Origin of the sequence: Mycobacterium sp. 663a-19 (assembly GCF_035616495.1) — a bacterium.
Taxonomy (GTDB): Bacteria; Actinomycetota; Actinomycetes; order Mycobacteriales; family Mycobacteriaceae; genus Mycobacterium.
Genome location: NZ_JAPJAV010000003.1, coordinates 227,138 through 245,027, shown reverse-complemented (window position 1 = coordinate 245,027; position 17,890 = coordinate 227,138). Strand labels below are relative to the sequence as shown.

The 17,890-nt window shown below is 68.9% G+C and carries 16 protein-coding genes and 1 pseudogene; 7 read left to right on the top strand and 10 right to left on the bottom strand.

What is annotated here, in order from left to right:
- Positions 1 to 8 precede the first annotated feature (8 nt).
- A complete protein-coding gene (locus OQ968_RS07810) occupies positions 9 to 1,259 on the top strand; it encodes an alpha/beta hydrolase (RefSeq protein ID WP_324676353.1) in 1,251 nt (416 codons plus the stop codon).
- On the opposite strand, the gene OQ968_RS07805 is transcribed toward OQ968_RS07810, so the two are convergent.
- From OQ968_RS07805 to OQ968_RS07790, 4 genes are read right to left on the bottom strand one after another with little or no spacing between them, the layout of a single operon-like run.
- Entirely contained in the window at positions 1,246 to 2,910 is a 1,665-nt protein-coding gene (locus tag OQ968_RS07805) for an ABC transporter family substrate-binding protein (RefSeq protein ID WP_324676351.1), read from the bottom strand. The genes OQ968_RS07810 and OQ968_RS07805 overlap by 14 nt on opposite strands.
- Entirely contained in the window at positions 2,903 to 4,735 is a 1,833-nt protein-coding gene (locus OQ968_RS07800) for an ABC transporter ATP-binding protein (RefSeq protein WP_324676349.1), read from the bottom strand. Before OQ968_RS07800 ends, OQ968_RS07805 begins: the two co-directional genes overlap by 8 nt.
- Positions 4,732 to 5,649, bottom strand: coding sequence for an ABC transporter permease (locus tag OQ968_RS07795; RefSeq protein WP_324676347.1), 918 nt, complete (start codon positions 5,647 to 5,649; stop codon positions 4,732 to 4,734). The genes OQ968_RS07800 and OQ968_RS07795 overlap by 4 nt, the downstream gene beginning before the upstream one ends.
- The gene (locus OQ968_RS07790; RefSeq protein WP_324676344.1) at positions 5,646 to 6,620 is read right to left on the bottom strand and encodes an ABC transporter permease; all 975 of its coding nucleotides are present in this window, start codon (positions 6,618 to 6,620) and stop codon (positions 5,646 to 5,648) included. The genes OQ968_RS07795 and OQ968_RS07790 overlap by 4 nt, the downstream gene beginning before the upstream one ends.
- A gap of 135 nt (positions 6,621 to 6,755) precedes the next feature.
- Here OQ968_RS07790 and OQ968_RS07785 point away from each other — a divergent pair, with 135 nt between their 5' ends.
- Positions 6,756 to 7,247, top strand: coding sequence for a carbonic anhydrase (locus OQ968_RS07785; protein WP_324676342.1), 492 nt, complete (start codon positions 6,756 to 6,758; stop codon positions 7,245 to 7,247).
- Positions 7,248 to 7,311: 64 nt separating this feature from the next.
- Here OQ968_RS07785 and OQ968_RS07780 read toward each other — a convergent pair whose 3' ends face one another.
- Positions 7,312 to 7,719, bottom strand: a complete 408-nt coding sequence (locus tag OQ968_RS07780; RefSeq protein ID WP_324676341.1) for a PaaI family thioesterase — start codon at positions 7,717 to 7,719, stop codon at positions 7,312 to 7,314.
- Between the two features lie 9 nt (positions 7,720 to 7,728).
- Entirely contained in the window at positions 7,729 to 8,985 is a 1,257-nt protein-coding gene (gene kasB / locus OQ968_RS07775) for a 3-oxoacyl-ACP synthase KasB (RefSeq protein ID WP_324676339.1), read from the bottom strand.
- A gap of 104 nt (positions 8,986 to 9,089) precedes the next feature.
- Here kasB and cysD point away from each other — a divergent pair.
- The 3 genes and pseudogenes from cysD (at position 9,090) to OQ968_RS07760 (ending at position 12,466) form a co-directional block, all read left to right on the top strand.
- Positions 9,090 to 10,087 (top strand): annotated as a pseudogene (cysD, locus tag OQ968_RS07770) (sulfate adenylyltransferase subunit CysD).
- Positions 10,087 to 11,949 carry an adenylyl-sulfate kinase gene (gene cysC, locus OQ968_RS07765; RefSeq protein ID WP_324676337.1) on the top strand — a complete coding sequence of 621 codons (1,863 nt, stop codon included), beginning with the start codon at positions 10,087 to 10,089 and terminating at the stop codon, positions 11,947 to 11,949. The pseudogene cysD and the gene cysC overlap by 1 nt, the downstream one beginning before the upstream one ends.
- A gap of 43 nt (positions 11,950 to 11,992) precedes the next feature.
- Positions 11,993 to 12,466, top strand: coding sequence for an RrF2 family transcriptional regulator (locus OQ968_RS07760; RefSeq protein WP_324676335.1), 474 nt, complete (start codon positions 11,993 to 11,995; stop codon positions 12,464 to 12,466).
- Between the two features lie 4 nt (positions 12,467 to 12,470).
- Here the strand turns inward: OQ968_RS07760 and OQ968_RS07755 are convergent, their stop codons facing one another.
- From OQ968_RS07755 to OQ968_RS07745, 3 genes are all read right to left on the bottom strand, one after another.
- The gene (locus OQ968_RS07755) at positions 12,471 to 12,860 is read right to left on the bottom strand and encodes a VOC family protein (protein ID WP_324676333.1); all 390 of its coding nucleotides are present in this window, start codon (positions 12,858 to 12,860) and stop codon (positions 12,471 to 12,473) included.
- A 67-nt stretch (positions 12,861 to 12,927) separates the two neighbouring features.
- On the bottom strand, positions 12,928 to 14,118 hold the full coding sequence (locus OQ968_RS07750) for a class I SAM-dependent methyltransferase (RefSeq protein ID WP_324676331.1): 1,191 nt from the start codon (positions 14,116 to 14,118) through the stop codon (positions 12,928 to 12,930).
- Between the two features lie 9 nt (positions 14,119 to 14,127).
- Positions 14,128 to 14,541, bottom strand: a complete 414-nt coding sequence (locus OQ968_RS07745) for a VOC family protein (RefSeq protein WP_324676330.1) — start codon at positions 14,539 to 14,541, stop codon at positions 14,128 to 14,130.
- Between the two features lie 69 nt (positions 14,542 to 14,610).
- Between OQ968_RS07745 and OQ968_RS07740 the strand changes: the two genes are divergently transcribed.
- Positions 14,611 to 15,489 (top strand): LLM class flavin-dependent oxidoreductase, encoded by an 879-nt coding sequence (locus tag OQ968_RS07740; protein ID WP_324676673.1) that lies wholly within the window; start codon positions 14,611 to 14,613, stop codon positions 15,487 to 15,489.
- Here the strand turns inward: OQ968_RS07740 and OQ968_RS07735 are convergent.
- Positions 15,486 to 17,213 carry a potassium channel family protein gene (locus OQ968_RS07735; protein ID WP_324676328.1) on the bottom strand — a complete coding sequence of 576 codons (1,728 nt, stop codon included), beginning with the start codon at positions 17,211 to 17,213 and terminating at the stop codon, positions 15,486 to 15,488. The two genes, OQ968_RS07740 and OQ968_RS07735, sit on opposite strands and share 4 nt — an antisense overlap.
- A gap of 129 nt (positions 17,214 to 17,342) precedes the next feature.
- Here OQ968_RS07735 and OQ968_RS07730 point away from each other — a divergent pair, with 129 nt between their 5' ends.
- Positions 17,343 to 17,879 carry an NUDIX hydrolase gene (locus tag OQ968_RS07730; protein WP_324676326.1) on the top strand — a complete coding sequence of 179 codons (537 nt, stop codon included), beginning with the start codon at positions 17,343 to 17,345 and terminating at the stop codon, positions 17,877 to 17,879.
- Positions 17,880 to 17,890: the final 11 nt, after the last annotated feature.

Sequence of the window (17,890 nt, the reverse complement as noted above, 5' to 3'; positions counted from 1 at the left end):
CGACACCGATGACCATGGACGCGAAGCGGCGCCGGATGCAGGAAAAGCTGGCGGGGTTGCCCGGCGTGCGCCCGGTGCGGCGGCCGGTGTCGCCGGGCAGCAGCGACGAGTTCGACCTGTTCTACGTGCGTGCCGGGCGCCAGTCCGCCCACCCGCTGGTGATCATCCCCGGCGGCCCGGGGGTGACGTCGGTGCAGATGTACAAGGGGCTGCGACGGCGGGCGGTCGCCGCCGGCCTCGACGTGATCATGATCGAGCACCGCGGGGTGGGGATGTCACGCCACGACGACTCCGGCGCGGACCTGCCGCCGCGCGCGCTCACCGTGAACCAGGTCGTCGACGACGTGGCCGCCGTGCTCGACGACGCCCGCGCGGACACCGCCGTCCTCTACGGCACGTCGTACGGCACCTACATCGCGGCCGGCGTCGGCGTGCGCCATCCGGGCCGGGTGCGGGCGATGGTCCTCGACTCACCGCTGCTGTCGCGGCACGACATCGTGATCGTGCGCCGCGCGATTCGTCGGCTCCTACTGCGAGGCGACAGCCCCGAAACCGCGCCGTTGGCGCCGAAGGTGCGCAAGCTCGTCGATGCCGGCGTGATGACCGCGTCGGCGACGCAGATCGTCGCGACGATCTACGGGCACGGCGGCCCCACCCTGCTGGACCGTCAACTGGATCTGCTGCTGGACGGGCGAAAGCTGTTGTGGTGGGCCATATCCCGGTTCACCACCCTGTCCAACCTCCCATACCGTTACGAGGAAGACCTGGTGAGCCGCATCGCGTTCCGCGAGCTGGACTACGCCGCCGAACCCGACGGCCTCCCGCTCGACCCGGCCGTGGCCGAACGCGAAATCCGCACGCAGCGAGTCAGTTTCGAAGACGAGCCGTACGACCTGGTGGCCGAGATGCCGAACTTCGGGTGGCCTACCGTCGTGGTTTCCGGCGGCCGCGACCTGATCACCCCGCCTGCGGTGGCCGAGCGGGTGGCGTCGCTGGTGCCAGACGCCGTGCTGCTGAAGCTGCCCACCATGGCGCACAGCGCACTGGACTTCCGCGAGCCCGCCGCGCTGGCCATTGCCGGCGCCGCGTTCCGTGGCGAGCTCGACGGGCTGGCCGCTCAGGCGCCGGCGCTGGACGAGATGCCCCCGCGCGCCACGGTGCGCTTGCTGTGGAAGGCGATCGAGGTGGCCGCCATCGCCGAGGGCGCCCTGCCGCCGCTGCCGGCGGTGGCTCCGTTGCGGCGGCTCAGGTCCGCATGAACCCGATCGCGGTGTAGTCCAGGTCGGCCAGCCCCGGCGCGCCGAAATTCGCCAGCGTGCTGCGCACGGCGACGTCGCCCGGGGACTGGGTCAGCGGCAGGCTGAACCCCTCGGCCCAGATGAGCTTGTCGAGGTCGTTGGCCAGCGCCCGAGCCTTGACGGGATCGAGTTCCTCCAGCGTGCGCTCGATCGCGGCGTCGATCTCCGGGCTGCCGATCTTGCCGAAGTTGCTCGCCCCGTCGGACTGGTAGATCTGGGTCAGCCCCGACAGGGGAAACGCGTCGCCTTGCCAGCCGAACGCCGCGATGTCGAAGGCGCCGACGTTGATGTAGTTGGTGAAGAAGCCGCTGCCGGACCTGGCCACCAGCTCGAGCTTGACCCCGATCTGGGCCAGGCTGTGCTGGGCGATCTGGGCGAACACCTTGCTGCCCTGCGCGTCGTAGAACAAGTCCCGGACGACCAGCTGGCGGCCGTCCTTCTCCCGGAACTGGCCGTTGCGCTTCCAGCCCAGGGCATCGAGCTCGCGGTTGGCCGCCGCGGGGTCGTACGGGACGACGGCGCTGTTGTCCTGGTAGCCCTCCTGACCGGCGACGTAGATGTGGTTGCCGAGGGCCACCGGGTTGCTGGTGAGGCCGTACTGGACCACCTTGGCGATGGTCTGCCGGTCGATGCCCTTGGACACCGCGACGCGCAGCCTCTCGTCGGCGAGGATGGAACCCGGGGCCCCGTTGAACGTGAAATGCGACCAACTCGGGGCCGGCGCGCGCCGGATCGAGATGCCCTTGGTCCGCTGCGCGATGGTCAGCTGGTCCAGCGTGCCGACGCCCGTCGCGTCGATCGTGTTGTTCTGCAGGGCCGGCAGCCGCGCGGCGTCGTCGAGCACCAGGAAGGTGATGGAGTCCAGGCGCGGCCGCGGCCCCCACCATTTCGGGTTGCGGGTCAACGTGATCCGCTGCGTGGTCCGGTCCAGAGACGACACGATGAACGGGCCGGCCGACGGGCCGGGACCGTCGAGCTGGCCCTTGTTGAACACCTCGGGCGTGGCGGTCATGCTCTCCGGCAGCAGCATCCCGTTGCCGGCGAACATGCCACGCCACTCGGCATACGGCTTGGCGAAGGTCATGACGGCCTGCCGGTCGTCGACACCCCGGGTCACCGCCGCCACCCGGTCGGCGCCGGACAGGCCCGCGATCTCGAAGGCCTTGTCGGCGCCGCTGAGGGCGTGGATCTGGCTGGCGATGTCGCGCCACGTGATCGGTGTGCCGTCCGACCACACGGCCTTGGGATTGATGGTGTAGGTCACCACCTGCGGGTTGGTCCCGGTGAGCTCGACGCTGGTGAAATAGTCGGTATCGACGGTCGTCGAGCCGTCCGGCCCGATGACGAACGCCCGCGGCAGCGTGGCCTTCATCATCGCGGCGACCTCGGCCGAGTTGCCGTCGATGCTCAGGATGTTGAAGTTCGGCGGAAAGTCGCTGAGCGCCAGCCGCAGGTCGCCGCCGTCCCGCAGCGTGGCGGGATCCCGCGGATTGACATCGCTGGTGGTGCCGATCGACGCGGCGTTGCCGGTCAACGGCGCGAGGTCTATGGCCGGCGAGCACCCGGTGAGCGCCAAGCCGGCGACCACCAACAGAACCGCCGCCCTAGACATACTTCCCCGGGTGCGGCACCGCGCCCAGCAGCCGCCGCGTGTAGTCGTGTTGCGGATTGCCGAAGAGTTGGTCACTGTCGCCCTGCTCCACGATGGTACCGGCATACATCACCGCCACCCGGTGGGCCAGGTGCTTGACCACCGAAAGGTCATGAGAGACAAACAGATACGACAGGCCGAACCGCTCCTGCAGGTCGAGCAGCAGGTTGATGATCCCGGCCTGGATGGAGACGTCGAGGGCCGACACCGGCTCGTCGAGGGCCAATATCTTGGGCCGCAGCGCCAGCGCCCGCGCGATGCCGATGCGCTGCTTCTGCCCACCGGAGAACTCCGCCGGGTAGCGGGCCGCGTCCGCGCGGCGCAATCCGACGGTCTCGAGCAGCTCGGCGACCCGCGCGTTGGTGTCGGCCTTGCCGAACCCGTTGGCCCGCAACGGCTCGGCGAGCAGCTCGAAGACCGGCAGCCGCGGGTCCAGCGACGCGACCGGGTCCTGGAACACCACCTGGATGTCGCGCCGCAGCGCGCGCCGGCTCGCCGGGCTCAACGCGGCGACGTCGTTGCCCAGCACCTCGATCGACCCCGATTGTGGCGCAACGAGTTCCAGGATCTCGTGCAGGGTGGTCGACTTGCCCGAGCCGGACTCACCGACGATGCCCAGGGTGCGGCCCCGCCGCAGCTCGAAACTGACGCCGTCGACGGCGCGGACCTCGCCGACGGCGCGGCGCAGCACCACGCCCTTGGTCAGCCGGTAGGTCTTGACCAGATCGCGCACCCGCACCACCACCGACGAATCGCCCGCCGGCGCCGCACGCGCGGCGGTGTTGACCCCGTAGATGTCCGCGGCGCTGCGTTCGCCGACCTGGTCGGTGCGGATGCAGGCCGCCCGATGGTTCACGCCGACCTCGATCAGATCCGGTTCCGCGCTGCGACATTCGTCGATCACCAGCGGGCAGCGCGGCGCGAACGGGCAGCCGGGGTCGAGCCCGGCCAGCGACGGGGGCGCACCGGGTATGGGCACCAGCCGGGTGCCCTGCGCGGCGTCCAGCCGGGGAACCGATCCCAACAGTCCCACGGTGTAGGGCATCTGGCGGTTGCGGTAGAGGTCGGTCACGCCGGCGGACTCGACGACCCGGCCGGCATACATCACCAGCGCCCGGTCGGCGAACTCGGCGACCACGCCGAGGTCGTGGGTGATGATGAGCACCCCGGCGCCGGTGACGTCGCGCGCGGTCCTGAGCACCTCGAGGATCTGCGCCTGCACGGTGACGTCCAGGGCGGTGGTCGGCTCGTCGCAGATCAACAGGTCCGGGTCGTTGGCGATCGCGATCGCGATGACAACCCGTTGCCGTTCGCCGCCGGACAGCTCGTGCGGAAAGGCGCGGGCCCGTCGCTCCGGCTGCGAGATGCCAACCAGCTCAAGCAGTTCCACGGCGCGCCGACGGGCCGCCTTGCGGCTCACGTCGGGCTGGTGGACCTCGATCGCCTCGGCGATCTGGTCGCCGACGGTGTAGACCGGTGTCAGGGCGGACATCGGATCCTGGAACACCATGCCGACCGCCTTGCCGCGGAAGCGCGACATCGCGTCGTCACCGAGCCCCAGCAGCTCCGTGCCGTGCAACCGCACCGAGCCGCGCACCCTGGCGTAGTCCGGCAGCAGGCCCACCACCGCCATCGCGGAAACGGACTTGCCCGACCCCGATTCGCCGACCATGGCCACCACTTCGCCGGGCTCGATGTGGTAGCCGATGCCGCGCACCGCGGTCACCGGTGCGCCGTCGGTGGGAAAGGTGACGGCCAGGTCGGCCACTTCCAGCAGCGGGCTCACCGGGCGCCACCCCGCAGCGTCGCGCTGCCCGGGTCCAGCGCGTCGCGCAGCGCGTCGCCGGTCAGGTTGGCGCACAACAGGATCAGCACCAGGACGCCGGCCGGAAACAGGAACACCCAGGGGAAGGTGGTCGCGGACTGGGTGCCGTTCGCGATCAGGGTCCCCAGCGACACGTCGGGCGGCTGGATGCCGAAACCGAGGAAGCTCAGGCCGGTTTCGGCCAGGATGGCCGAGGCGACGTTGAGCGTGGCGTCGATGATCAGGATGGACGCCACGTTGGGCACCACGTGGCCGAGGATGATACGGCGGCTGGTGACCCCCATGTACCGTGCGGCGCTGATGAATTCGCGATCGCGCAGGCTCATGGTCATGCCGCGGACCATGCGCGAGCTGATCATCCAGCCGAAGCCGGCCAGCAGCAGCACCAGCAGCAGGATGCTGGACGACTTCTTGACCCGCGGCGTGAGGATGGCGATGAGGATGAAGGCGGGCACCACCAGCAGCAGGTCCACCACCCACATCAGCACCCGGTCCCGCCATCCGCCGAAATAGCCGGCGATGGACCCGACGGTGGCCGCGATGCCGGTGGAGATGAACGCGACGCAGACACCGATCAGCATCGACTTCTGCATGCCCCGCAGGATCTGCGCCAGCAGGTCTTGCCCCAGCGCGTTGGTGCCCAGCCAGTGCCGGGCGTTCGGCGGCTGCAGCAGCGCGTTGAAGTCGAGGTCGTCGTAGGAGTAGGGCAGCAGCGACGGCAGCAGGTAGCAGCCCGCGAACAGCAGCACCAGCAGCGTCAGCGACGCCACCGCGAGCCGGTTGCGGGCAAACCTGCGCAGCACCAGGGTGCGGCGCGAGGCGAACTCCGGGCCGGAAATCCCTTGGGCGGCAGTGGTTTCGGTACCAGACGTCATGACACCCGCACCCTCGGGTCGAGCGCCGCGTAGATGACGTCGGACAGCAGGCCGGCCAGCAACACCACGGCGCCGGAGAACAGGGTGATCGCGGCGATGATGTTGGTGTCCTGCGTCGAAATGCCCTGCACCAGCCATTCGCCCATGCCGTGCCAGCCGAAGATCTTCTCGACGAACACCGCCCCGACGACCAGCCCGGCCACCCCGTAGGCGAACAGGGTGGCCAGCGGGATCAGCGCGGTGCGCAGCCCGTGCTTCAGCAGCGCGCGCCGGCGGGTCAGCCCCTTGGCGCGGGCGGTGCGGATGAAATCCTGGCCCAGGACGTCGAGCATCGCGTTGCGCTGATATCGGCTGTAGCCGGCCGCGCCGATCAGCGCCAGCGTCAGCGTCGGCAGGATCAAATGCCGCAACCGGTCCAGTAGCTCGTGCGCCGCGCCCACCACGCCGGGTGACGTCTCCCCGGTGTAGTCGAACAGCTGGATGCCGACGGCCCAATTGACCCGCAGGGCACCGAGTATCAGCAGGTTCGCGATGACGAACGACGGGGTGCTCAGCACCAGCAGCGCCAGCGTGGTGACGACGCGGTCACTGATCCGGTACTGACGGATCGCGCCCCACGCCCCGGCGGCGATGCCCAGCACGGTGCCGGCCACGGAGCCAATGATCAGCAGCCGCAGGCTGACTCCGATGCGGCGCCACAGCGTGGTCGCGACGGGCTGGCCGGTGATGGTCGTGCCGAAGTCGCCCCGGACGGCGTGCGAGGCCCAGTGCGCGTAGCGGATCGGTATCGGTTGGTCCAGGCCGAGCGCGTGGGCCTTGGCGTCGATGACGGCCTGCGGTGGGCGCGGATTGCGCTGCAACAGATTGTCCAGCGGCGAGAACGCGAGCGAAGTCAGGCAGTAGGTCAGAAACGACGCCAGCGCGAGCAGCACCAGGTAGTTGAGCAGCCGGCGCGCCAGGAAGCGAATCATGCCCGACCGAGCCGCCCGTGCCGCATTGGGACAGGTTAAAGCGTCTCGGGGCGGTCCTTGTGATCCGGCTGATTTTCATGGGTGAATTGGGGATGGCCCGCAATTAGGATCCACGCGATACCCCAGGAGGCTGGTGTGACGGTTACCGACGACTACTTGGCCAACAACGCACAGTATGCGAGCACTTTCAACGGACCGCTGCCCATGCCGCCGAGCAAGCATGTCGCGGTCCTCGCGTGCATGGATGCCCGGCTCGACGTGTATCGCATGCTGGGCCTCAACGAGGGTGAGGCCCACGTCATCCGGAACGCCGGCGGGGTGGCCACCGACGACGCCATCCGCTCGCTGGCCATCAGCCAGCGATTGCTGGGCACGCGGGAGATCATCCTGATTCACCACACCGACTGCGGGATGCTCACTTTCACCGACGACGACTTCAGGCGCAGCATTCAGGACGAGACCGGGATCCGGCCGCCGTGGGCCGCCGAGGCGTTCCCGGATCCCGCGGAGGATGTCCGGCAGTCGTTGCGGCGCATCGAAAGCAGCCCGTTCGTGACCAAGCACGTTTCGGCGCGCGGGTTCGTCTTCGACGTCGCCACCGGCAAGCTCAACGAGGTCACCCTCTAGAACGTTTCGCCGAGAGTGAAGCCGTCGCGAAAGATTTCGCAGCAGCTTCACTTTCGGCGACGATTCAGCCCACCTTGTACGTCGCCAGGGCCTTGGCGACCAGCGTGCCGGAAGCGTCGAGGATCTCGGCCTCGCAGTTGGTCAGCGACCGGCCGCGGCGCAGCACCCGGCCCACGCCGATCACGTCGGTGGCGCGGGCCGGCGCCATGAAGTCCAGCGTCATCGACACCGTCACGCCCCGCAGATCCGGGGGCGCCTCCGCGCCGCACCAGGCCGCCGCCATGACGGTGACATCGGCGAGGGTGGCGATGGCGCCGCCGTGGACCATGTCGCCGATGGTGATGTTGGACGGATCCCACGGCAGCAGCAGCCGCACCTCGTCGTCGCCCAAGTGCTCGGCGACGATGCCCAGCTTGGCGACGAACGGGGATTGCGGGATGAACTGTGCGATGACGTCGCGGCCGGTTGCCATGCGTCCAGGTTAGGGGTACCGGCCGAACGCGATCGCGACGTTGTGCCCGCCGAAGCCGAACGAGTTGTTGATGGCATAGCGGTAGTTGCCGGGCCGCGGCTTGCCGGCCACCACGTCCAGGTCGATCTCGGGATCCAGGTTGACCAGGTTCAGCGTCGGCGGGATCACCTGGTCCCGCAACGCCAGCAGGGTCAGGATCGACTCCACCGCGCCCACCGCGCCGACCGAGTGGCCCAGCGCGGCCTTGGGCGCGTACACCGCGGCCTTGTTGCTGCCCAGCGCGTTGTTGATGGCCTTGCCCTCGGCGAGGTCGCCGACGGAGGTGCCGGTGGCGTGGGCGTTGACGTGGTCGATTTCCTCGGGCGTGATGCCGGCGAGCTGAATCGCCCGCGTCATCGCGTGCCCGGCGCGCTCGCCGTTGGGGTCCGGCGCCACCATGTGGTAGCCGTCGGAGGTGATGGCGGCGCCCATGATCCGGGCCAGGATTTTGGCGCCACGCGCCTTGGCGTGCTCCTCGGTCTCGATCACCATCAGGGCACCGCCCTCGCCGAACACGAACCCGGTGCGGTCCCTGTCGAACGGGCGACAAGCCCCCGCGGGGTCGTCGTTCTTCGTGGACATCACGATGCGCATCTGGGCGAACGCCGCGATCGCGACCGCCTCGATCCTGACCTCGACGCCGCCGCAAATGGCGATGTCCGCCTCACCGAGCACGATGTTGCGCCATGCCTGGGCGATGCCTTCCGAACCCGACGCGCACGCCGACACCGGCGCGATCACCCCGGCCCGGGCGTGCCGCTCCAGTCCCACCGCCGCGGCGGCGCCGTTGGGCATGTACTTCTGCACCGCGAGCGGCGAGACCGCGTTCTTCCCGCGAGCGCGCAGGTCTTCGTAGCTGAACACGATCTGTTCGGCGGAGCCCAGGCCGGTGCCGATGGACACCATCAGCCGGTTGCCGTCGACCTCGGGCGAGCCGGCGTTGTCCCACACCCGGCGGCTCAGGACGGTGGACATCTGCTGCAGATAGCCCATCCGATGCCGCTCGGCGCGCGTCCATCCGTCGTCGAAGTCCTCGAGCAGGTGCCCGCCGATGCGCACCGGCAGGTCGTAGTGCTCGACGAACGAGTCGTTCAGGGTCCGAATGCCGCTTTGGCCGTCCAGCAACAACTTCCAGGTGTTCTCGGCGTCCGTTGCCAGTGCGGTCGACATGGCAATGCCGGTGACGACCACATTCGGCAGACCGTTCCCCGTAGCCAACGGTGCCATCAGGTCCGCGAAACCTCCCTGTCGTTGTCCGGCTAAGACCAGCCCCAAGTTACACGCGGCCGCGCCATTGACACTGGCGGGGGAGCCTGGTTCCATATACGACAATAAGCATAAATCTGGTAAACTCTACCAAGTTTATCGGGATTTCACAGGGATTTTGCAGAGGGGGCCCATGACCAGCGCGGTGACGGCTGCGCCGACGCCCGGACAGTACGAATTGAGCCATCTGCGCTCGCTGGAGGCCGAGGCGATCCACATCATCCGGGAGGTGGCCGCGGAGTTCGAGCGGCCGGTGCTGTTGTTCTCGGGCGGCAAGGACTCCATCGTCATGCTGCACCTGGCGCTCAAGGCCTTCCGGCCGGGACGGCTGCCGTTCCCGGTGATGCACGTGGACACCGGCCACAACTTCGACGAGGTGATCGCCACCCGCGACGAACTGGTCGCCGAATCGGGGGTGCGCCTCGTGGTCGCGTCCGTGCAGGAGGACATCGACGCCGGCCGCGTCGTCGAGACCATCCCGTCGCGCAACCCGATCCAGACGGTGACGCTGCTGCGCGCCATCCGGGAGAACAAGTTCGACGCGGCGTTCGGGGGAGCGCGGCGCGACGAGGAGAAGGCGCGCGCCAAGGAGCGAGTGTTCAGCTTCCGCGACGAGTTCGGCCAGTGGGACCCGAAGGCCCAGCGCCCCGAGCTGTGGAACCTGTACAACGGGCGGCACCACAAGGGCGAGCACATTCGGGTGTTCCCGCTGTCCAACTGGACCGAGTTCGACGTCTGGTCCTACATCGGCGCCGAGAAGATCAAGCTGCCGTCGATCTATTTCGCGCACCGGCGCAAGGTGTTTCAGCGCGACGGGATGTTGCTGGCGGTGCACCGGCACATGCAGCCGCGCCCCGACGAGCCGGTGTTCGAGGCGACGGTGCGTTTCCGCACCGTCGGCGACGTCACCTGTACCGGCTGTGTGGAATCGACGGCCGCCACCGTGTCGGAGGTGATCGCCGAGACGGCGGTGTCCCGGCTGACCGAGCGGGGCGCGACCCGGGCCGACGATCGGATCTCGGAGGCCGGGATGGAAGACCGCAAGCGGCAGGGTTACTTCTGATGGCCGCGCCCGCCACGCTGCTGCGCATCGCGACCGCCGGCTCCGTCGACGACGGCAAGTCCACGCTGATCGGGCGCCTGCTGTATGACTCCAAGGCCGTGATGGAAGACCAGTGGGCGTCGGTGGAGCGCACGTCCAAGGAGCGCGGCCACGAGTACACCGACCTGGCGCTGGTCACCGACGGCCTGCGCGCCGAACGCGAGCAGGGCATCACCATCGACGTGGCGTACCGGTACTTTGCCACTCCCAAGCGGAAATTCATCATCGCCGACACCCCGGGCCACATCCAGTACACCCGCAACATGGTGACCGGCGCGTCGACCGCTCAACTGGTGATCGTGCTCGTCGACGCCCGCCAGGGCCTGCTCGAGCAGTCGCGCCGGCACGCCTTCCTGGCCTCGCTGCTGGGCATCCAGCACATCGTGCTCGCGGTCAACAAGATGGACCTGATCGACTGGGACAAGGAGAGATTCGACTGGATCCGAGACGAGTTTCACGCCTTCGCGGCCCGCCTGGACGTGCAGGACGTGGCGACCATCCCGATATCCGCGCTGCACGGCGACAACGTGGTGACCAAGTCGGACAAGGCGCCGTGGTACGAGGGACCGGCGCTGCTGTCGCACCTCGAGGAGGTCTACATCGCCGGTGACCGCAACCTGGTCGACGTGCGCTTCCCGGTGCAATACGTCATTCGGCCACACACCCGCGAGCACCAGGACCACCGCAGCTATGCGGGCACGGTGGCCAGCGGCGTGATGCGCCCGGGCGACGAGGTGGTGGTGCTGCCGACCGGCAAGAACACCCGGATCGCCTCCATCGACGGGCCGAACGGCCCTGTGGCAGAGGCGTTTCCGCCGATGGCCGTCTCGGTGACCCTCACCGACGAGCTGGACATCTCACGCGGCGACATGATCGCTCGCACCAACAACCACCCAAGGGTCGCACAGGAATTCGACGCGACCGTCTGCTGGATGGCGGACGGCTCGGCGCTGGAGCCGGGCCGCGAGTACGTCATCAAGCACACCACCCGCACCACCCACGCGCGGATAACCGCGCTGGAGTACCGGCTCGACGTCAACACCCTGCACCGCGACAAGTCCGCAACGGCATTGAAGCTCAACGAACTCGGCCGCGTCTCGCTGCGCACGCGGGTGCCGCTGCTGCTCGACGAGTACACCCGCAACGCCAGCACCGGCTCCTTCATCCTCATCGACCCGGACACCAACGGCACGGTGGCCGCGGGCATGGTGCTGCGCGACGTCGCGGTGCAGACGGCCAGCCCCAACACCGTGCGGCACGCGTCACTGGTGACCGCCGCCGACCGGGCGGTGCGGGGCAGGACGGTCTGGCTCACCGGCCTGTCGGGCGCCGGCAAGTCGTCGGTGGCCATGCTCGTCGAGCGAAAGCTGATCGAAAAGGGAATCCCCGCATACGTTCTCGACGGCGACAACCTGCGGCACGGCCTGAACGCGGACCTCGGCTTCTCCATGGCCGACCGCGCCGAGAACCTGCGCCGGCTGGCGCATGTGGCGACGCTGCTCGCCGACTCCGGCCAGATCGTGCTGGTGCCGGCCATCAGCCCGCTGGCCGAGCACCGGGAGATGGCGCGAAAGGTCCACACCGACGCGGGCTTCGACTTCATCGAGGTGTTCTGCGACACCCCGCTCGCGGAGTGCGAGAAGCGTGATCCCAAGGGGCTGTACGCCAAAGCCCGCGCCGGTGAGATCACGCATTTCACCGGCATCGACAGCCCGTATCAGCGGCCGAAGAATCCCGACCTGCGGCTGTCCTCGGACCGTCCGCTCGAGGAGTTGGCGCAGAGCGTCATCGACCTGCTGGAGTCCCGGGAGTCCCAGCCCTAGCGCGGACCGCGTCCCTCCGCGGGTGGGTGGCACAATCCTCAGGGTGCGCATGTCAGCCAAGGCCGAGTACGCGGTGCGGGCGATGGTCCAGCTCGCCACGGCCAGCAGCGGCTCGCTGGTCAAGACCGACGACCTGGCGCAGGCGCAGGGCATCCCGCCGCAGTTTCTCGTCGACATCCTGACCAACCTGCGCACCGACCGGCTGGTGCGAAGCCACCGCGGCCGCGACGGCGGCTACGAGCTGGCCCGCCCGGGAAACGAGATCAGCATTGCCGACGTGCTGCGCTGCATCGACGGGCCACTGGCCAGCGTCCGCGACATCGGGCTCGGCGACCTGCCGTACTCGGGGCCGACGACGTCGCTGACCGATGTGTGGCGGGCACTGCGCGCCAGCATGCGTTCGGTGCTGGAGGAGACGACGCTGGCGGACGTCGCGGCCGGCGCGCTGCCCAAGCACGTCGCGCAGCTCGCCAACGACTACCGGGCGCAGGAGAGCGTGCGCCACGGCGTCGACTAGCCGGCTACCCGCCCGAGCCGTAGGGACGGGTGAGGATCTCCATGGCGTGCCCGGAGGGGTCCATGAAGTACACCCCTCGCCCGCCGTCCCGGGTGTTGATCTCGCCGGGCCGCTTGGCGCCGGGGTCGGCCCAGTGCTCCATGCCGCGCGATCGGATCTTGCCGTAGATCGCGTCGAACTCCGGCTCGGAGACCAGGAAGGCGTAATGCTGCCGGCGGATGTCCTGGCCCTCGGGGGCGTCCGCGTAGTCGAGGCTGGCGCCGTGGTCGAGCTCGACAACCAGGAAGTGGCCGAACGGCTTCGGGCTCGGCAGGTCGAACAGCTCGGCGAGAAACTCCGCGGACTCCCGCTTGTCCCGCGACGCGACGATGGTGTGGTTGAAACTGATGCTCATAGTTCTTCCCAGTATCCCCTTTTCTCGCGAGCGTGCGTGTTGGTACGGCGCCACGCCGTAAACGCCGTCATTCTGCGCACGGTCGGGCCATGGCCAGGAAGTCGAGACGCCACAGTGCCCGAAAGAGCTCGCGAGCCAACTCGGCGGGCTGCGCCACGGATGCCGCGATCTCACGGATGCTGCGGCGGCCGTCGACGAGTTGCATGAAGGGCAGCTGAACGGGGCTGAGCGTGAGCCTGGTGGCGCCGGGCCAGACGATGTCGGTTCCGGACACGACGCACGCGGTGCGCAACACGGGAACGTAATCGAGGGACTCGGGCATCGAAAAATCAATCGTGTATTGCTCTTTCGGGCGGTCCGGGCGGCACGCCATGAAGAAATGCGTCGCGTTGAGGGTTTGTATCCGCTCCATCACCGACCAGAGTTTGACGTCGGGCAGTTTCGCCAGCGCCGCGTGAAATCCGCCCACCGGCCCCAGGATGTCGTGCGGATAGTACGGCGTCTTGTGAAACCAGCCCTGGAACGCGAGCCCGGCCGACGCGACAAGATCCAGGCACTCCTCGACGGTGTAGCTGCGCTGGCGACCGTGCAGGAACGTGTCGACGACGGCGCCGTCGTCGACCAGGTCGCGGGCCACCTTCAGGTAGCTGCGGACGGGATGCTCCGCGGGAAGCATCGCGATCGCGTCCTTGACCAGCCGCAGCGACGTGTCGTCCTGGGAGAGCCCCAGGTCGCGGAAGACCGACTCGAGCAGTTCCACGCCGATTCGGCCGTATTTGGCGTAGAGCATGACCCCGATGACGCCGTCGCGCCGCAGGCAGCCCGCGAGCGCCTTCATGCCGGCCAGCGGATCCGCCAGGTGATGCAGCACCCCGGTGGACACCACCAGGTCGAAGTCTCGTCGCAGCGCCGGCAATTCTTCGATCGGCAGCAGGTGCAATTCCAGGTTGTGCAGCCCGTGCTTGTCCTTCAGATACTGCTGATGATCGAGCGCCGATTGACTGACGTCGACCCCGACGACTCGGGCGGCCCGGTTGGTGAAGGCGAACACCGCCGCCTGATTCGCGCCGCACCCCGCGATCAGGATGTCGAGGTCCGGCCGGTATTCGCGGTCGGGCCACAGGATTCGATGGGATCGGAACGGGTCGAACCACTCCCAGTTGGTTTTCGAGTAGACCTCGAGATCCTGGATCGGGGGCGGATAGCGCCAGCGATCGTATTGCCGAGCGACAACGTCGCTGCGCGGTGAGTCGTTCACTGCTCGAGGCTACTTCGGCGCCGTCAGCTCCAGGGCGATGTTGTCGGGGTCGCGGAACTCGAGGATGTACGACGGCCCGATGTCCTTGACCGGCTCGTGGTGGACCCCGATTTCATCGAGATGTGCTGCCGCGGAATCCAATTCGGCCTTGCTGCCCAGCCGGAACGCGAGGTGGTCCAGGCCGGCGCGGTCCTCGTGGAACCGGTCCTTGGCGACCGGGCGCAACCCGAGCAGCGTGCCGCCCAGGTCGTAGATCACGCCGCCGAACAGGAAGCTCAACTGCTTGCGGGTCGCTTCGCTCGCATTCTCGGGAACCTCCAGCAACACGGGCCAATCGAAGACGCTCTCGTAGAACTGCCGAGATCGCTCGATGTCGGTGACTGTGAGGCGGACATGCGCGATCGAGGTGCTGGTTATGCCCACCCGCCCCATGCTGCCACTCGGGGGTCCGCGGGTTGAAGGCATGCCAGAATCGCCGTCGTGCGGATAGCGATGACGATGCCGGTGATGGAGCCGGACCTGGACGCCGGAATCCTGGAGAACTGGGCGCGCGCCGTCGACGAGGGCCCGTTCTCGTCGCTGTGCTGGGGCGAGCGCATCGCGTTCGACAACCCGGACAACCTGACGCTGCTCGGCGCACTGGCCGCGTGGACCAGCCGGGTACGGCTGGTGACCACGGTGATCGTGCCGCAGCTGCACGACCCCGTCATGCTGGCCAAGGGGTTGGCGACGGGCGATCTGCTGTGCGGCGGGCGGCTGACCGTGGGCCTCGGCGTGGGCGGCAGGCACGAGGACTACCACGCCGTCGGCGCCGACCCGGCCACCCAGACGATGCGGGCCATGGCCGACCGCGTGGCGGTGATGAAGCGGGTGTGGGCCGGCGAAAGGATCGCCGAGTCGGCGCGGCCGGTGGGGCCGCCGCCCGTCCAGGCCGGCGGCCCGCCGCTGTTCGTCGGCACCATCGGACCCAAGACCGTCCGCAGCGCCGCGGCCTGGGCCGACGGCCTGGCCGGCACCACCCTGGACCTGGACGAGGCCAAGCAGAACGAGCTGTTCGACGTGGCGCGCGCGGCCTGGGCCGAGGCCGGCAAGCCGAGGCCCCACCTGATGACGTCGTTTTGGTTCGCGTTCGGCCCGCCGGAGGAGGCCCGCGCCCAGGTGCACCGCCATCTGCGCCGCTACATGAACTGGATACCGCCCGAGTACGTCGACGCGATGGCGCCGATGACCGGGTGGGCCGGCAGCGAGGACGAGCTGGCGGCGGTGCTGCGAAAGTTCGAGGCGATCGGCAGCGACGAGGTCCAGCTGATCCCGACCAGCTCGGATCTCGACCAGCTGCGGCGCGCCGCGGAGGTGGCGGGGCGGCTTTAGGCCGACGCGCGCTCGTTCCCCGTATCGGGGCCGGCCGCGGGTTCCTGCGGCGGCTGCCCCTTGCGCAGGGTGGCCAGCAGCTCGCGGTACGGGCCGACGAGGTAGACGGTGTCGCCGCCGCGAAGCCAGGCGTCGCGGCGCGGGTGCAGCGCGACGGGTGCGTCCTCGCGGGTGATCGCGACGACGCGGGTCTGCGTGGACAGCTCGAACATCTTCAGCCCGTCGAGTTCGCTGCCGGGCGCCACGTGCATGCCGCCCACCATGAACGAACGCTGCCCCACCGAAAACGTCCCCAGCACCTGCAGGCCCATGGCGGCGCCGATGAACCACGGCGCGGACAGTTCGACCGTCGACCGCACGTTCTCGAAACCGAACCGCTGCCCCACCGCGGCCCCCAGCGCGCGGTCGTACACGCGCAGCACCAGCGGGACGTCGGTCCGGATGACGTCGGGCATCACCCTGGGCCCCAGCATCTCGCGCAGCACGATTCCCGTCTCGATGTTCACCATGTCGTCCTGGGTCAGCACCGCCACAGCCCGCGCCCGGGTGACCCCGGCCGCCTCCAGCGTCTGGCGCAGCGTCGCGTCCCCGAAAATCACCGGCACGTCGCGCTCGGCCGCCGACGACAGGAATCGGTTGTTCTCGTCGCGCTCGATGACCGCGACGTCGTACCCGGCGGCGGTCAGGTCCTCGACGACGCGGCTGCCGAACGAACCCAGCCCGACGACGATGACGTGGTTGCGCAGGTGCCGTGCCCGGCGCCGGCCGGCCGAATGGACGAAACGCCGGGAGAGCAGCAGGTCCGCGATGAACGCGACCAGCAGCGCGGTGGTGGTCACGCCGGCGAACATCAACATGATGCTGAACAGCCGCAGCCAGGTGGGCTGTGACAGGAAACTGAAGTCGCCGTAGCCCACCGTCGCCATCGTCTCGGTGCTGAAGTACAACGCGTCGAGCCACGTCATCTTCGGGTTCGGCTGATAGAACAGGCGCAATATGATCGTCGACCCGATCAGCAGGCAGGCCGCGGCCATCAGCGCCCGCGAGAACATCGGGTTGAGGTCGTCACGCAGGCCGCGCAGGGCGTCGAGCATTCGCCGCGGCAGGGGCCGGCGCGAGCGGCTCGCGGTCGGCCGCGGGACCCTGATGCCGCGGGCGGCCAACTCGTCGGCGGTGCCGATCATCGCCGTCCAGTCTCCGGCGTGCACCGGCAGATCCCGGCCCGGACACGCTTCCACCTTGCCCGGCGTGGGGGAGTTCTCGCCGTGGATCACCGCCACCGGTGCCAGGCCGCCATAGATCTCGCGCAGCGTCGCGTCCCGCGGTGCCTCGGCTCCCGAGACGACGAATTCGATGCCCGCCGCCTCGAACGGGTGCGTGGTGTGCGCCAGGCACGCCTCGACGACCGACGGCGCCGCGAGCTCCGCGACGTCCAGGATCGCGCCGGGGCGTTTGTCGGCCGTCAGTGCCGTCCGCAGCACGTCGTTGGCCAGCCGCGCCACCACGCGCACGTTCGGGTTGGCTTTCCTTGCCAGCAGGGCGATTTCGAGGTTGGTCGCGTCGTTGTCGCCGGCGCAGACGACGGCGCGAGCGCGGGCCACCCCGGCGCCGGCGAGCTCGGCGGCGGTGGCCACCTTGACGATGTGCACCCCGGCGCTGTTGAGCTCCTCGACGATGGTCGTCGCCAGCGCGTCGTCGCCGCTGACGATGATGTGGTGGCGCATGATCACCCACGCTTCGGCCGTTGTTACGACTATTGGTGTTACGACTATTGGACAACGTACCGATCAAGCGGGCCGCCGAAACGCCCGCCTGACTGGTCCCGCTATCGCGCCGGCCGTGATACTGGCGGCGTGTCTTTCATCGAATGCGTCGCATCGCGCGAGGTCTATCGCAACCGGTGGCTGACGGTTCGGGAGGACGACATCCGCCGCCCGGACGGCAGCCCGGGCATCTACGCCGTGGTGGACAAGCCGACCTATGCGCTGGTGCTGCCCTACGACGGGCAGCGTTTCCGGTTGGTCGAGCAGTTCCGCTATCCCGTCGGCGCGCGGCGCTGGGAGTTTCCCCAGGGCAGCGCCCCCGACCTGGCGGAGCTCGACCCGCGTGAGCTGGCCGAGCGGGAGTTGCGCGAGGAAACGGGGCTGCGCGCGACGTCGTTGGAGCCGCTCGGCCTGGTGGACGTCGCCCCCGGAATGAGCAGCCAGCGCGGGTGGGCGTTCCTCGCCACCGGCATTGTCGACGGCGAAGCCGACCGCGAGCACGAGGAACAGGACATGCACAGCGAGTGGTTCTCGCGCGAGGACGTCGAGCGGATGATGCGGTCCGGGGTGATCGCCGACGCGCAGTCGATCGCCGCCTATGGCCTGTTCCTGCTGCGCGAGCGATGACTTCCGGGGCC

Bases quoted from the DNA above. Each gene is read 5' to 3' on its own strand.
- OQ968_RS07790 (WP_324676344.1), bottom strand. From the start codon at position 6,620: ATGATTCGCTTCCTGGCGCGCCGGCTGCTCAACTACCTGGTGCTGCTC.
- OQ968_RS07810 (WP_324676353.1), top strand. From the start codon at position 9: ATGACCATGGACGCGAAGCGGCGCCGGATGCAGGAAAAGCTGGCGGGG.
- OQ968_RS07805 (WP_324676351.1), bottom strand. From the start codon at position 2,910: ATGTCTAGGGCGGCGGTTCTGTTGGTGGTCGCCGGCTTGGCGCTCACC.
- OQ968_RS07755 (WP_324676333.1), bottom strand. From the start codon at position 12,860: ATGAGCATCAGTTTCAACCACACCATCGTCGCGTCGCGGGACAAGCGG.
- OQ968_RS07795 (WP_324676347.1), bottom strand. From the start codon at position 5,649: ATGACGTCTGGTACCGAAACCACTGCCGCCCAAGGGATTTCCGGCCCG.
- OQ968_RS07735 (WP_324676328.1), bottom strand. From the start codon at position 17,213: ATGCGCCACCACATCATCGTCAGCGGCGACGACGCGCTGGCGACGACC.
- OQ968_RS07780 (WP_324676341.1), bottom strand. From the start codon at position 7,719: ATGGCAACCGGCCGCGACGTCATCGCACAGTTCATCCCGCAATCCCCG.
- cysC (WP_324676337.1), top strand. From the start codon at position 10,087: ATGGCCGCGCCCGCCACGCTGCTGCGCATCGCGACCGCCGGCTCCGTC.
- OQ968_RS07740 (WP_324676673.1), top strand. From the start codon at position 14,611: ATGACGATGCCGGTGATGGAGCCGGACCTGGACGCCGGAATCCTGGAG.
- kasB (WP_324676339.1), bottom strand. From the start codon at position 8,985: ATGGCACCGTTGGCTACGGGGAACGGTCTGCCGAATGTGGTCGTCACC.